This is a genomic window from Microbacterium sp. ARD31, assembly GCF_031844425.1.
Map to the genome: position 1 here is coordinate 76160 of NZ_JAUZVE010000011.1, position 14421 is coordinate 90580.

Below are 14421 nucleotides of genomic sequence, written 5' to 3' on the forward strand. Positions count from 1 at the left end.
CCGCCGTGCCCGGCATCCACTCCGACATCACCTCCGCGTTCGGCGGCACTCCTCTGGTGCGCCTGAACGCGCTCACCCGCGGGCTGAACGCGGAGGTGCTGGCGAAGCTGGAGTTCTACAACCCTGGCGCGAGCGTGAAGTGCCGTCTCGGCATCGCGCTCGTCGATGCCGCAGAGGCGTCCGGCGCGCTCCAGCCCGGCGGGACGATCGTCGAGAGCACCAGCGGCAACACCGGGATCGCGCTCGCCCTGGTCGGCGCGGCCCGAGGATACCGCGTCGTGCTCACCATGCCGGCGTCGATGTCGAAGGAGCGGCGGACCCTGCTGAAGGCCTATGGCGCGGAGGTCGTCCTGACCGACCCCCGCAAGGGCATGACCGAAGCGGTCGCCACGGCCGAGCGGATCGTCGCCGAGACCCCCGGAGCGGTTCTGGCCCACCAGTTCGACAGCGAGGCCAACCCGCAGATCCACCGCCGCACCACCGCGGAGGAGATCTGGGCCGACACCGACGGTCGGGTCGACTACTTCGTCGCCGGCTCGGGAACGGGGGGCACGATCACCGGTGTCGGGCAGGTGCTCAAGGAGCGGAACCCCGACGTCAGGATCGTCGTGGTGGAGCCCAAGGACTCCCCCATGCTGAGCGAGGGCCGCGCCGGCGGGCACCGCATCCAGGGGATCGGCCCGAACTTCGTCCCGGCCGTTCTGGACAGATCAGTCCTGGACGAGATCATCGACGTCGAGTTCGACGACGCCATCCGCGTCGCACGGGCCCTCGCAACCGATGAAGGGATCCTCGCGGGGATGAGCGCGGGCGCCGCCGTCTGGGCAGCACTCGAGATCGCCCGCCGCCCCGAGGCTGCGGGCACGCGCATCGTCGTCATCGTCCCCGACGCCGGTGAGCGTTATCTCTCCACAGCGCTGTACGCTCATCTGCGCGACCCCCAGGAGGCCTGACCCCGTGACCGAGCTCCACCCGATAGCCCGCATCCGCGAAGACCTCGCGGCGGCGAAGCTGTGCGACCCCGCGGCGAGGTCCTCCCTCGAGATCGCCGTCCTCTACCCGGGCCTGCACGCCATCTGGGCGCACCGAGTATGGCACGCGCTGTGGGTGCGTCGCATCCGTTTCCTCGCCCGTGCCGGGTCGCAGGTGACCCGCTGGCTGACCGGCATCGAGATCCACCCCGGCGCCACCATCGGGCGGCGCTTCTTCATCGACCACGGCATGGGCGTCGTCATCGGCGAGACCGCCGAGATCGGTGACGACGTCATGCTGTACCACAGCGTGACGCTCGGTGGTCGGCAGCGCGAGGGCGGCAAGCGCCACCCCACCCTCGGTGACGGCGTGGCCGTCGGCGCGGGTGCGAAGGTCCTCGGGCCGATCACGATCGGCGCCGGATCGGTCGTCGGCGCCAATGCCGTCGTGACACGCGACGCGCCGCCGGACAGTGTGCTGGTCGGCGTGCCCGCGAAACCGCGGACGCGCCGAGCCGGCGAGGACACCCGCGCCCTGCTCACCGCACCGGAGTACGTGATCTGACCCGGGTGCGGGTGCTCAGGCTGCGTCGCGGCGCGCGTCGGCGCGCCTGCGGATGAGGAGCAGGGGCAGCAGAAGCGTCGCCAGCGCCCGGTCGGAAGATGAGCGCGCGAAGCAGCAGCAGGACCATGCGCTGACCCTACTGCCGCGGCATCCGCTCTGTCGCTCACCGCTGGCGGGGCGGGCCGCCGGGCCGGTCGCGGATCAGGCGTCGGGACCGGCGAGGGCGGACAGACGCGCCTCTTCGTCGGCGGCGATCGCCGACTCGACGATCGGTCCGAGCGCGCCGTCCATGACCTGGTCGAGGTTGTACGCCTTGTACCCCGTCCGATGATCGGCGATGCGGTTCTCGGGGAAGTTGTAGGTGCGGATCCGCTCCGAGCGGTCCATGCCGCGGATCTGCGACTTGCGAGCATCGGATGCCGCGGCATCCAGCTCTTCCTGCTGGCGCGCCAGCAGGCGGGCGCGCAGGACGCGCATGCCGGCTTCGCGGTTCTGCAGCTGCGACTTCTCGTTCTGCATCGACACGACGATGCCGGTCGGGAGGTGCGTGATGCGCACGGCGGAATCGGTGGTGTTCACCGACTGCCCCCCGGGACCGGACGAGCGGAACACGTCGATCTTCAGGTCGTTGGGGTTGATCTCGATCTCGTCGGGCTCGTCCACCTCGGGGAAGACCAGCACACCGGTGGTGGAGGTGTGGATGCGACCCTGCGACTCGGTGGCCGGGACGCGCTGGACACGGTGCACGCCGCCCTCGTACTTCAGGTGCGCCCACACGCCCTGCGCGGGGTCGGTGGAGGATCCCTTGATGGCGACCTGGACGTCCTTGTACCCGCCGAGGTCGGACTCGTTGCGCTCGAGCAGCTCTGTCTTCCACCCCTTCGAGGCGGCGTACTGCAGATACATGCGCAGCAGATCGGCGGCGAAGAGGGCGCTTTCGGCGCCACCCTCCCCCGCCTTGATCTCCATGATCACGTCTCTGGCGTCGTCGGGGTCTCGCGGTATCAGCAGCCTCCGGAGGCGCTCCTGCGTGTCCGAGAGCCGCTCTTCCAGAGCCGGCACCTCGTCTGCGAAGGCCTCATCCTCTTTGGCGAGCTCGCGCGCCGCGACGAGGTCGTCGGATGCCGCCGCCCACGCGTCGTGGGCGGCGACGATCCGCGACAGCTCGGCGTACCGACGGTTCACGCGCTTCGCGCGCGCCGCGTCGGCATGCACCGCCGGGTCGGAGAGCTCTTCCTGGACGGCTCGGTGCTCGTCGATCAGGGTCCTGACCGACTCGAACATCGCAGGCTCGGACACGCGATCCCCGCCGATCAGCGGATGCTGTTGTCGTGCGCGTGTCCGCTGCCGCCGCCGTGCCCGTCGCGCGAGGGCGCCGGGATCGACTTCTGCATCTGCACGAGGAACTCGACGTTGGACTGCGTCTCTTTGAGCTTGCCGAGGACGACTTCGAGCGCCTGCTGCGGATCGAGGCCGGCGAGGGCGCGACGAAGCTTCCAGGTGATCTTCACCTCGTCGGGCGAGAGCAGCATCTCTTCGCGACGCGTGCTCGAGGCGTTGACGTCGACGGCGGGGAAGATGCGCTTGTCGGCGAGCTGGCGCGACAGTCGCAGCTCGCTGTTGCCGGTGCCCTTGAACTCCTCGAAGATGACGTCGTCCATCTTGGACCCGGTCTCGACGAGGGCCGTGGCGAGGATCGTGAGGGATCCGCCGTTCTCGATGTTGCGGGCGGCGCCGAAGAAGCGCTTGGGCGGGTACAGCGCCGAGGCGTCCACCCCACCGGTGAGCACGCGACCGGAGGTGGGTGCCGAGATGTTGTACGCACGCCCCAGGCGGGTGATCGAGTCGAGCAGCACGACGACGTCGCGGCCGAGCTCGACCAGACGCTTCGCCCGCTCGATGGCGAGCTCCGCGACCGTGGTGTGGTCTTCGGCGGGACGGTCGAAGGTCGACGCGATGACCTCGCCCTTGACGGTGCGCTGCATGTCGGTGACCTCTTCGGGCCGCTCATCCACCAGCACCACCATGAGGTGGACCTCGGGGTTGTTCTGCGCGATGGCGTTCGCGATCTGCTGCAGGACGATCGTCTTGCCGGCCTTGGGGGGCGCGACGATGAGACCGCGCTGACCCTTGCCGATGGGAGCGACCAGATCGATGATGCGCTGGGTCAGCTTCTCGGGCGCCGTCTCGAGCCGCAGGCGCTCCTGCGGGTAGAGCGGGGTGAGCTTGCCGAACTCGACGCGGGTGGCGGCATCCTCGACGGACAGGCCGTTGATGGCGTCGACCTTCACCAGCGCGTTGTACTTCTGGCGGCTGGACTGCTCGCCCTCGCGCGGCTGCTTGATCGCGCCGACGACGGCGTCGCCCTTTCGCAGGTTGTACTTCTTCACCTGGCCGAGCGAGACGTAGACGTCGCTCTGGCCGGGGAGGTAGCCGGTGGTGCGCACGAACGCGTAGTTGTCGAGCACGTCCAGGATGCCGGCGATCGGAATCAGGACGTCGTCCTCGCCGATCTCGGTGTCGAACTCGTCGCCCGGGGTCGTGGTGCGGCGCTTGTTGCGGCCGCGCCCGCGTGCACCCTGGCCTTCGTCATCGTCGGATGCCGCAGCGGCCGCCGGCTGCGGGGCGCCGTTCTGCGCGGTCTGACCCTGGCCGTTCTGACCCTGGCCGTTCTGCCCGCCCTGGCCGTTCTGGGCGGTGCCCTGGCCGGAGCGGCTGCGGTTGCGGTTGCGGTTGCGGCCACGGCCACGGCCGGTGCCGCCCTCGCCGTCGGCGTTCTGACCGTCGGTGTTCTGGCCGTCGGCGCCCGTCGTCTCGCCGGACGAGCCTTCGGCGCTCCGACCCTCGGCGGCGTCACCCGCCGCCGCGTCGGCGGAGGCCGGGGCGTCCTCGACGGCCGGCGCTGCGTCGGCGTTCGGGGCGTCTGCGGAGGCCTGCTCGGCGGGAGCGTCCGCGGGAGGGGCGTCGGCAGCCTTCGCGCCCCGCTTGCTCGTGCGCTTCGGACGCGTCCGTGCGGGCGCCTCCGAAGCGGGAGCGTCGGTCGAGGCGGGCTCGGCGTCCACCGCAGGCGCGTCGGGCGCAGCGGTCTCGGCGCTCTCCACGGCAGGCGCGGTGGTCTCGGCGTTCTCCGCGGCAGCCTCGGGAGCCGGTACGTCGGTGCTCTTGGCCCGGCGGGGCGCGCGCTTGCGCGGCGCCTTGGCGGGCGCCTCCGCGACGGGCGCCTCTGCCGGAGCGGCGTCCTCAGCGGGCGCCGGCTGATCGGCGACCGGCGCCTCGGCAGCCGGCGCCTCGTCGGCGGGCTGCTCGGGGGCGGGCGCCTGCTCAACCGAGGCGTCCTCGGCGGCGGGGTCGGTGGTCGGAACGCCTTCAGCCTGATCGAGCGCGTCCACGCGCTCTTCGGTCTGGGCGTCGCTGTGGATCTCGGAGATGGACTCCACGAGTTCTCCCTTGTGAAACGAAATGGTTATGCACGATCGCACGGGCGCTGCACGGCAGACGCCTTCCCGGGCTCGCTGCCGATTGAGGAGCGCTGGGCGGCTCGAAGACCGCCTGGATGCTCGAAGTCCCTCAGCAGGAGGGGGCTGTGCGGTGGATTCGCAGAATTGCGACGGAGGCCAGATTCACGGTTTACGTGGAACCCTCCGCGTACTCCCTCACTGTACCACCCTTGACATCGACGGCGAGCATGAGGGATTCCCACGGGGTGTCGACGGCGTCCGACACCAGCGCGGCCGCCTCGAGGCGACGCCCGGGCCCGTCGGCGAGGACCAGCACGCTCGGTCCGGCGCCCGAGACGACCGCCGCGAACCCGCGAGCGCGGAGGGCCTGCACGAGGCGATCGGTGTCGGGCATCGCCTGCGCGCGGTAGCTCTGGTGGAGCTTGTCCTCGGTCGCCGCCAGGAGCAGCTCCGGGCTCTGCGTGAGAGCGGCGATCAGCAGCGCCGAGCGCGAGACGTTGAAGACCGCGTCCTCGCGGGGGACCTGCAGGGGCTGCAGACTGCGGGCGACGCTGGTGGACATCGTGGACTCGGGGACGAACACCAGCGGCGACACGCCGCGGTGGACGGTGAGCTTCTTGTGCTGCGGCCCGGTCTCGTCCACCCACGCGATCGTGAGCCCGCCGAACAGCGCCGGCGCGACGTTGTCGGGATGGCCCTCCAGCTCGGTGGCCAGGCGCAGGAGCGTCTCGGGTCCCAACTCGACGTCACCGGCCAGCAGACCCTTGGCGGCGAGCAGCCCCGAGACCACGGCGGCACCGGAGGAGCCCATGCCGCGCCCGTGGGGGATGACGTTGTGCGCCTGCAGCCGGAGACCCGGCATCCGTCGACCCGCCGACTCGAACGCGTAGGCGATCGAGCGGACCACGAGGTTGGATCCGTCCCGCGGGACGTCGCCCATCCCCTCGCCGTCCACGTCGACCTCGAGCTGCCCAGGGGGAAGAGCCGTGACCACGAGTTCGTCGTAGACGCTGAGCGCCAGGCCGAGCGTGTCGAAGCCGGGACCGAGGTTCGCGCTGGTGGCGGGTACCCGAACCTGGACACTTCGCCCGGGCTCGGGAAGGGGGGCTGCGGTCACGTGGTCGCCTCCACCGGAGCGAGGTCGAGCACGGACGCCACTTCGGACGTGGTGGCGTCGACCACGGTGGGCTCGACCTGCGAGCCGTCCGCATTGCGAAGCGCCCACTGCGGGTCCTTGAGGCCGTGACCCGTCACGGTCAGGACCACGCGCGACCCGCGCGGGACCACCCCGGCCTCGACGCGATCGAGCAGACCCGCGACGCTGATGGCCGAGGCCGGCTCGACGAAGATGCCGACCGACCCGGCGAGGAGCTTCTGCGCCGCGAGGATGCGCTCGTCGTCGATGGCGCCGAAGTACCCGTCGGTCGCGGCGCGGGCCTCGAGGGCGAGCTCCCACGACGCGGGGTTGCCGATGCGGATCGCGCTGGCGACGGTCTCGGGGTTCTTCACGACCTCGCCGCGCACGAGCGGTGCCGAGCCCTCGGCCTGGAACCCGAACATGCGGGGCACGCGCGTGGAGACGCCGCGATCGGCCTCTTCACGGTAGCCGCGGGAGTAGGCGGTGTAGTTGCCCGCGTTGCCGACGGGGATGAAGTGGAAGTCCGGCGCGTCGCCGAGGACCTCGACGATCTCGTAGGCGGCGGTCTTCTGCCCCTCGATGCGGTCGGGATTGACGGAGTTGACGAGGTGCACCGGATAGTGGTCGGCGAGTTCGCGGGCGATCTCGAGGCAGTCGTCGAAGTTCCCGCGGATCTGGATCAGCCGGCCGTTGTGGGCGACCGCCTGGCTGAGCTTGCCCATCGCGATCTTGCCCTCGGGCACGAGCACCGCGGCGGTGATGCCCGCGTGCGCCGCGTACGCCGCGGCCGAGGCGGAGGTGTTGCCCGTCGACGCGCAGATGACCGCCTTCGCACCGTGCTCGACGGCGCGCGAGAGTGCGACGGTCATGCCGCGGTCCTTGAAGGACCCGGTCGGGTTCATGCCCTCGAACTTGACCCAGACGTCGCAGCCCGTCTGCTGCGACAGCGCGGGCGCCGGCAGCAAGGGCGTCCCGCCCTCACCCAGCGTGACGACCGTGGAGGCGTCGGTGACACCCAGCCGATCGGCGTATTCGCGGAGGACTCCGCGCCAGACATGTGCCATTTCAGTCTCCTTCCACGCGCAGGACGGACACGACGCGTTCGACGACGCCGCTCGCCGCGAGACGCTCGACGGTCTCGCTCAGGTCCTGCTCTCGTGCTTTGTGCGTTCCGATGACCAGACGCGCGATGTCGGCGTCCTCACCGGCGACGGTCTGCTCGACGGTCGCGATCGACACGCGCCCGTCGCTGAGGATGCCGGCGACCGTGGCCAGCACACCGGCCTGGTCGTCCACCTCGAGGGTGATCTGGTAGCGCGTGGTGACGCGCCCGATGTCGACGACCGGCAGGTTCGCACGGGTCGACTCCCCCACTCCGACGCCGCCGGCGATGTGACGGCGGGCGGCCGAGACGACGTCTCCGAGGACCGCCGAAGCGGTCTGCACGCCACCGGCTCCGGCTCCGTAGAACATGAGGTTCCCGGCGGCTTCGGCCTGGACGAACACGGCGTTGTTGGCACCGTGGACGGTGGCGAGGGGATGCTCGCGGTCCACCAGGGCGGGGTACACCCGCACCGAGATCGCCTCTCCCGTCGCGCCGCCGTCGTCCGCGATGCGTTCGCACACGGCGAGCAGTTTGACGACGTAGCCGGCGTGGCGCGCGGCATCCATCATCGCCTTGTCGATCCGGGTGATGCCCTCGCGGTGGACGGCATCCAGCGGAACGGCGGTGTGGAAGGCGAGGCTGGCGAGGATCGCGGCCTTCTGCGCGGCGTCGTAGCCCTCGACGTCCGCGGTCGAGTCGGCCTCGGCGTAGCCGAGCGCCTGCGCGTCGGCGAGGACGTCGGCGAACTCGGCTCCCTCCTTGTCCATGCGGTCGAGGATGTAGTTGGTCGTGCCGTTGACGATGCCCATGATGCGCTGCACGCGGTCTCCGGCCAGGGAATCGCGCAGCGGGCGGATGATGGGGATCGCACCCGCCGCCGCGGCCTCGTAGTAGACCTGGGCGCCGACCTGGTCCGCGGCGTCGAAGATCTCGGGGCCGTGGGTGGCCAGCAGCGCCTTGTTCGCGGTCACGACGTCCGCACCGGAGTTGATCGCCTGGAGCAGGTAGGTGCGCGCGGGCTCGATGCCGCCCATGAGCTCGATCACGATGTCGGCGCCCACGATGAGCGACTCCGCATCGGTGGTGAACAGCTCTTTGGGCAGGTCGGTCTCGCGCGGTGCGTCGAGATCGCGCACCGCGATGCCGACGAGCTCGAGGGTGGCACCCGCCCGGTCCGCGAGCTCGTCGCCGTGCCGCCGCAGCAGCGAGGCGACCTGCGAGCCGACGGCTCCGGCGCCCAGGAGGGCGACCCGTAGGCGGCGGTAGTCGGTCACGTCGTCTGTCCTTCCGTCGGGGGTGTGGCAAGACCCGCGTCGCGGGCGAGGAGATCGTCGATCGTCTCGCCCCGCACGATGACGCGGGCCTGTCCCCCGCGCACGGCCACGACGGCCGGACGCGGGAGGAAGTTGTAATTGCTCGAAAGCGAGAAGCAGTACGCCCCGGTCGCCGGGACGGCGAGCAGGTCGCCGGGGACGACGTCGGCGGGCAGGTACTCGTGGTCGACGACGATGTCGCCGGACTCGCAGTGCTTGCCCACCACGCGGACGAGCGCTGGACGAGCGGTGCTCGTGCGCGACGCGATCCGCGCCGAGTACTGCGCGCCGTACAGGGCGGGGCGGGCGTTGTCGCTCATGCCTCCGTCGACGCTCACGTACAGCCGGGTGGCGCCGCCGTCGAGGCGGACCGGCTTGGTGGTGCCGACCTCGTACAGCGTGACCCCCGCGGGTCCGACGACGGATCGTCCCGGCTCGAAGGCGAGGATCGGCAGGCGGATGCCGCGCTCACGGCACTCGCGGGCAACGGCGTCGACGATTCCGGCGGCCAGCTCTTCGATCGGGGTGGGGTCATCGGCCGCGGTGTAGGCGATCCCGAAGCCTCCCCCGAGGTTGAGGACCGGGATGTCGCCGCCGGCGAGCAGTTCCGCGTGAAGCGCGACGACGCGCGCTGCCGACTTGGCGAAGCCTGCGGTGCCGAAGATCTGCGAGCCGATATGGCAGTGCAGCCCCGCGAAGACGAGACCGGGAAGCTCGCGGATGCGCGCCACCGCGGCAGCGGCGGCGCTGAGCGCGAAGCCGAACTTCTGGTCCTCGTGGGCGGTGGCCAGGAAGTCGTGCGTCTCGGCGTGGACGCCGCTGTTGACCCTCACGAGCACCGACTGGGTGCCGCCGCGACGCGCGACGATCCCGGCGAGACGCTCGATCTCGATCAGGCTGTCGACGACGATCGACCCGACGCCCGCGGCGACGGCGCGCTCGAGCTCGCCGACGCTCTTGTTGTTGCCGTGGAACCCCAGACGTGCAGGGTCGGCCCCCGCGGCGAGGGCGACGGCGAGCTCGCCGCCGGACGCGACGTCGACCGACAGGCCCTCGGCGGTCACCCATCTCACGATCTCGGTGCTGAGGAAGGCCTTGCCCGCGTAGTAGACGCGTGCGGTCGTTCCATGGCGCTCCGCGGCGACGGCGAAGGCGTCGCGCGCCCGACGGGCCCGCGTGCGGACCTCGTCCTCGTCGAGGATGTAGAGCGGTGTGCCGAACTGCTCGCGCAGCGTCGTGACCGGGACTCCCGCGAGCGCCAGCACGCCGGCCGCGTCGCGAGCGGCATCCGTCGGCCACACGCCGCCGACGAGGGCGTTGGCGTCCTCGGGCTCGACGAGCCAGGCCGGGGCCGGCGGGCGGGACTGCGAGGCGGCGGACACGGGTGGGACCAATCGGTGGGGATCAAGACGCGTGGCCGGCCGGACGACGCCGGGCGGCTCATGCCGCGGCCGGTGCACTCACGTGCCGGGCAGTGATTGCAGTCTAGGGCACCGGGCCTCAGCGCCCCGTCGACATGTCACGCGAGGACGCGGATCACTCGCACGTGCCGTTCTCGAGCAGTGCGGGATCCACCGCGATCGCTCCGTCGACGTCGACGTCGGCGACGAGGGTGTCGCCGTCGATGGCCACATCGGCGAGGGTCAGCCCCGCCGGAAGGTACTGCGCGATGCAGACCGGCCAGTCGCGGGCCACGCTGTCTGCGAGCCCGCCGAAGCGCGCGCGCAGTTCGTCGGCACCCACCTCGGCCCCGGCGATCTGCAGCGCGGAAGGAGTCAGGACGAGGTCGCCGTCCACCGCCGAAGGAGTGAGCGCCACCCCCACCGGAACCGCCGCGCCGAACACCGAAAGCTCCACGGTCATGGTGACGTCGGGAGCATCGAAGGCGAGGCTGTCGACCGGGAAGTCCTCGACTGCGGCCAGCAGGCCGCGTACCTGCTCCACGTCCATACGGACGGTCCCCTCCGCCGCCTCGAGGGGCGCCTCGCCACGCAGGGGGATCCCCCGGGCCTGCACGGTGACGTCACCGGCGAACACATCGACGACGACGTCCTCGGACGAGATGGTCACGTCGTCCAGGCGCCCTGCGACGAGCTGCGGGAGGACGAGACCCTCGACCTGGACGTCGACGGGCTGGTCGGCGGGCAGATCGAGGCTGCTCACGACGCGATCACGGATGCCCGAGACGACCAGATCACGCGAGACGGCCTCGGCGACGACCACGGCGCCCGCCAGAAGTCCTCCGACCGCGACCATCGCGATGATCCACGGCCAGACCCGGCGGCGCGAACCGGCCACGCTACATCCGCTCCGGAGCGTCGACACCCAGCAGGTCCAGACCGTTGCGCAGCACCTGGCCGGTGGCGTCGTTGAGCCACAGACGCGTGCGGTGCACGGACTCGACCGGGTCGTCGCCCTGCGGGATGACGCGGCAGTTGTCGTACCACCGGTGGTAGAGCGCTGCGAGCTCTTCGAGGTAACGGGCCACACGGTGGGGCTCGCGCACTTCGGCGGCGAAGGCGACCGTGCGGGGGAACTCCTGCAGCGCGCCGAGAAGCGCCGACTCGGTGTCGTGCTGCAGCAACGCCGGCTCGAACTCCGACCGGTCCACTCCGCTGTCCGCGGCGTTGCGCGCGACGTTGTGGGTTCGGGCGTGGGCGTACTGCACGTAGAACACGGGGTTGTCGTTGGTGCGCTTGCGCAGCAGCTCGGGGTCCAGCGTGAGCGGCGAGTCCGCGGGGTACCGGGCGAGCGAGTACCGCAGCGCGTCGGTGCCGAGCCACTCGCGCAGGTCGTCCATCTCGATGATGTTGCCGGCGCGCTTGCTCAGCCGGGCGCCGTTGATCGAGACGAGCTGTCCGATGAGCACCTCGATGTCCTTGTCCGGGTCGTCGCCGGCCGCGCCCGCGAGCGCCTTGAGACGGTGGACGTAGCCGTGATGGTCGGCGCCCAGAAGGTAGATCTTGTGGGCGAATCCGCGATCGCCCTTGTTGAGGTAGTAGGCGGCGTCGGCGGCGAAGTAGGTGTACTCCCCGTTGGAGCGCCGGATGACCCGGTCCTTGTCGTCACCGAAGTCGGTCGTGCGCACCCACACCGCGTCGTCCTCGTCGAACACGTGGCCCTGGGCGCGCAGGCGCTCGACGGCCTCGTCGACCAGGCTCGGCTCGCCGTCGGATCCGGGGGCGTGCAGCGCCCGCTCCGAGAACCACACGTCGAACGCGACGTTGAACTTCGCCAGCGACGCCTGGATCTCGCCGAGCTGGAAGCCGTAGGCGAGGTCGCGCGTGACGATCACCTGCTCGTCGGGGTCGAGCTCGACGATGTCCGGCCGGGCGTCGCGCACGCGGCGGGCGAGCTCGTCGATGTAGGAGCCGACGTAGCCGTCCTCGGGGGTGGGCTCGTTCTTCACCGCCGCGAGCACCGAGCGGCCGAAGCGCTCCATCTGGGCGCCGGCGTCGTTGATGTAGAACTCGCGCGCGACGGTGGCGCCGCTGGCCTGCAGGAGGCGCGCGATCGAGTCGCCGAGCGCGGCCCACCGGGTGTGGCCGATGTGCAGCGGCCCGGTGGGGTTGGCGCTGACGAACTCCACGTTGATCGTCCGGCCCTGCTGCGACTCGTTCGACCCGAACGCGGCGCCCGCCTCGACGATGGCCCGCGCCAGTGCCCCGGCGGCGGCGGCTTCGAGACGGATGTTGATGAAGCCGGGCCCGGCCACCTCGACGGCGGCGATCCCGTCGACCGCTTCCAGACCGGCGGCGATCTCACCGGCGAACTCTCGCGGATTCGCTCCGACCGCCTTCGCGAGCTTGAGGGCCGCGTTGGAGGCCCAGTCGCCGTGGTCGCGGTTGCGCGGGCGCTCCAGCGGCAGGTCCGCGGGGGTGAGGCCCTCGGCGGCGCCGGCGCGTCGCGCCTCGGCGAGCGGGGCGATGACGGCGAGCAGGGCGGCGGAAAGGGCGTCGGGGTTCATAACCCGTCGATTCTAGTTGTCCGTCGTCAGCGCCTCACGCCGTCGACGAGGGACCGATCAGGCGATCTGCACCAGCTCGGTGAAATCGTCCGCCGCCGGGTGAGCGGCAGCATCCGCGGATGCCGCGCTCCCGGCATCCGTCGATGTGAACTCCTGCGCCTCGGGCATGAGCCATGCGTCCACCCGCATGCGCTGCAGCCCGACATAGCCGCCGTGGTAGCTGAGGAATGCGCAGTCGGCCGCATCGCGACCGGTCGCGATGCGCACGAGCGACCGGCGGTTGGCGAGCCGGGTGGCGTCGATGACGTACCACGCGCCGTCGTGGTACGCCTCGGCGACGGCGTGGAAGTCCATCGGCTGCAGACCCGGCGCGTAGCACGCGGCGTAGCGGGCGGGCATGTCCATGGCCCGCAGGAGGGCGATCACGACGTGGGCGTAGTCGCGACAGACGCCCTGCCCGGTCATGAGGGTCGTCACGGCGCTGTCGGTGCCGTGGCTGAGGCCCGGCGTATAGGTGGTGCTGGTGGCGACGAAGTCCGAGACGGCCGCGATGAGCTCGGTGCCGTGAAGGCCCTTGAACTGCCGGCGCGCCTGCTGGAAGACCTCGTCGGACTGGCAGTAGCGGCTCGGGCGCAGGTAGGTGATGGCCTCGAGGTCGCTGGTGCGTCCCATCGGAGTGGGACCGTCGATGCGGGCCTCGTAGCGGATCTCGAGGACGCCCGCCTCGCCCGTGAAGCGGTGAAGACGACTGCCGGACTGGTCGATGATCTCGGTCGGCGTGTAGACGCGGTCGCCCTGCGTGAAGGTCAGCTGCTCGTCCGCGACCGGCACCTGCTGGGCGGCGGCGACCTGCAGGATGAGGTCGACGGAGGACCCCAGTTCGAGGTCGAGTTCGGCGGTCACGAGGCGTTGCACCGAAGTATCCTCGCACGCCCGGACGCCCCCTCGGCTCGGCCGGGCGGGCAGAGGAAGCGGCGTCCCCCCGCGCATGTGCGGCATGCGGCATCCGGCCCGTGCAGGCGCAGCCGGGATGATGACGTACCCTCTATCCATGCCCGCGTCAGGACGCCGTCGTCCACGGCGTTCGTGGGCGGCCCTGGGGGCCGTCGCACTCGCCGTGGCGCTCGTGTGCGCCCTCGCCGCATGGCGACCCTGGATCACCCCGACGGTGGATGCCGCCTCGCCCACCCAGGCCCCGATCGCCGCCGTGGCTCCTGCCACTCTGGCGCTGCCCGAGAACCCCCGCGTACTGGTCTTCGGCGACTCGTGGGTGTACGGATCGGCGGCGATCGTGCCCACCCTGGGCTTCGCGTACCGGCTGGGCCCGATGCTGGACGCCGACGTCGTCGTCGACGGCGTGCGCGGCAGCGGTTACCTCAAGCCGGGGATCGACGGTCCCGCCTACGGCGAGCGCGTCGCGGCGCTGGACCCCGCGCTGGATCCCGACCTCGTGATCATCGAGGGCACGATCAACGACCGACGACTGCCCGCAGAGGGGTACCGCGACGCGGTCACGGCGGTGTGGGATGCCCTGGTAGCGCTGTACCCCGAGGCGACGATCGTGGTGATGGGCCCTGCGCCGCACGTCCTGCCCGTCGAGGACGCGATCGCCCGCATCGACGCCAACCTCGCCGAACTCGCCGCCGCGCGCGGCTGGTGGTACATCTCCCCCGTCGCCGAGAACTGGATCGTGGCGGAGAACTACCTGTCGGTGATCGACACGGGTCTCGGACGCAATCACCCCTCCACCGAGGGTCACCGCTACCTCGCCGCGCGGGTCGCGGAGTCGCTCGCCGCGATGAGCCAGGGCACGGACGTCGCCGCAGACGCACCGGTGGGCACCGAGGTCGGCGTCGAGCGCTGACCGCCCGGCACGGCACGGGGAGCCCTGCCGGCAGTGGTAA

Annotated in this window: 12 protein-coding genes; 3 read left to right on the forward strand and 9 right to left on the reverse strand. The window is 71.2% G+C overall.

Annotated features, from left to right (window positions below; translation table 11 throughout):
• Window positions 1–5: 5 nt before the first annotated feature.
• Complete coding sequence (gene cysK, locus Q9S36_RS23805; RefSeq protein ID WP_311287306.1) at window positions 6–953, forward strand: cysteine synthase A; 948 nt, start codon at window positions 6–8, stop codon at window positions 951–953.
• Between the two features lie 4 nt (window positions 954–957).
• Entirely contained in the window at window positions 958–1536 is a 579-nt protein-coding gene (epsC, locus tag Q9S36_RS23810) for a serine O-acetyltransferase EpsC (RefSeq protein ID WP_311287307.1), read from the forward strand.
• Window positions 1537–1737: 201 nt separating this feature from the next.
• On the opposite strand, the gene prfA is transcribed toward epsC, so the two are convergent.
• The 9 genes from prfA to Q9S36_RS23855 form a co-directional block, all read right to left on the reverse strand.
• Complete coding sequence (gene prfA / locus Q9S36_RS23815) at window positions 1738–2820, reverse strand: peptide chain release factor 1 (protein WP_311287412.1); 1083 nt, start codon at window positions 2818–2820, stop codon at window positions 1738–1740.
• Between the two features lie 29 nt (window positions 2821–2849).
• The gene (rho, locus tag Q9S36_RS23820) at window positions 2850–4973 is read right to left on the reverse strand and encodes a transcription termination factor Rho (RefSeq protein ID WP_311287308.1); all 2124 of its coding nucleotides are present in this window, start codon (window positions 4971–4973) and stop codon (window positions 2850–2852) included.
• A 190-nt stretch (window positions 4974–5163) separates the two neighbouring features.
• Window positions 5164–6111, reverse strand: a complete 948-nt coding sequence (gene thrB, locus Q9S36_RS23825; protein WP_311287309.1) for a homoserine kinase — start codon at window positions 6109–6111, stop codon at window positions 5164–5166.
• Window positions 6108–7196 carry a threonine synthase gene (gene thrC / locus Q9S36_RS23830; protein WP_311287310.1) on the reverse strand — a complete coding sequence of 363 codons (1089 nt, stop codon included), beginning with the start codon at window positions 7194–7196 and terminating at the stop codon, window positions 6108–6110. Before thrC ends, thrB begins: the two co-directional genes overlap by 4 nt.
• Before the next feature lies 1 nt (window position 7197).
• Window positions 7198–8511, reverse strand: coding sequence for a homoserine dehydrogenase (locus Q9S36_RS23835; RefSeq protein ID WP_311287311.1), 1314 nt, complete (start codon window positions 8509–8511; stop codon window positions 7198–7200).
• Window positions 8508–9932, reverse strand: coding sequence for a diaminopimelate decarboxylase (gene lysA / locus Q9S36_RS23840; RefSeq protein WP_311287312.1), 1425 nt, complete (start codon window positions 9930–9932; stop codon window positions 8508–8510). The genes Q9S36_RS23835 and lysA overlap by 4 nt, the downstream gene beginning before the upstream one ends.
• 154 nt (window positions 9933–10086) lie before the next feature.
• On the reverse strand, window positions 10087–10848 hold the full coding sequence (locus tag Q9S36_RS23845; protein ID WP_311287313.1) for an LmeA family phospholipid-binding protein: 762 nt from the start codon (window positions 10846–10848) through the stop codon (window positions 10087–10089).
• Between the two features lies 1 nt (window position 10849).
• Entirely contained in the window at window positions 10850–12517 is a 1668-nt protein-coding gene (gene argS, locus Q9S36_RS23850) for an arginine--tRNA ligase (RefSeq protein ID WP_311287314.1), read from the reverse strand.
• A gap of 57 nt (window positions 12518–12574) precedes the next feature.
• Complete coding sequence (locus Q9S36_RS23855; protein ID WP_311287315.1) at window positions 12575–13432, reverse strand: transglutaminase family protein; 858 nt, start codon at window positions 13430–13432, stop codon at window positions 12575–12577.
• Window positions 13433–13568: 136 nt separating this feature from the next.
• Between Q9S36_RS23855 and Q9S36_RS23860 the strand changes: the two genes are divergently transcribed.
• Complete coding sequence (locus tag Q9S36_RS23860; RefSeq protein ID WP_311287316.1) at window positions 13569–14381, forward strand: SGNH/GDSL hydrolase family protein; 813 nt, start codon at window positions 13569–13571, stop codon at window positions 14379–14381.
• Window positions 14382–14421 lie beyond the last annotated feature (40 nt).

Bases quoted from the DNA above. Each gene is read 5' to 3' on its own strand.
- prfA (WP_311287412.1), bottom strand. From the start codon at position 2,820: ATGTTCGAGTCGGTCAGGACCCTGATCGACGAGCACCGAGCCGTCCAG.
- thrC (WP_311287310.1), bottom strand. From the start codon at position 7,196: ATGGCACATGTCTGGCGCGGAGTCCTCCGCGAATACGCCGATCGGCTG.
- Q9S36_RS23860 (WP_311287316.1), top strand. From the start codon at position 13,569: ATGCCCGCGTCAGGACGCCGTCGTCCACGGCGTTCGTGGGCGGCCCTG.
- argS (WP_311287314.1), bottom strand. From the start codon at position 12,517: ATGAACCCCGACGCCCTTTCCGCCGCCCTGCTCGCCGTCATCGCCCCG.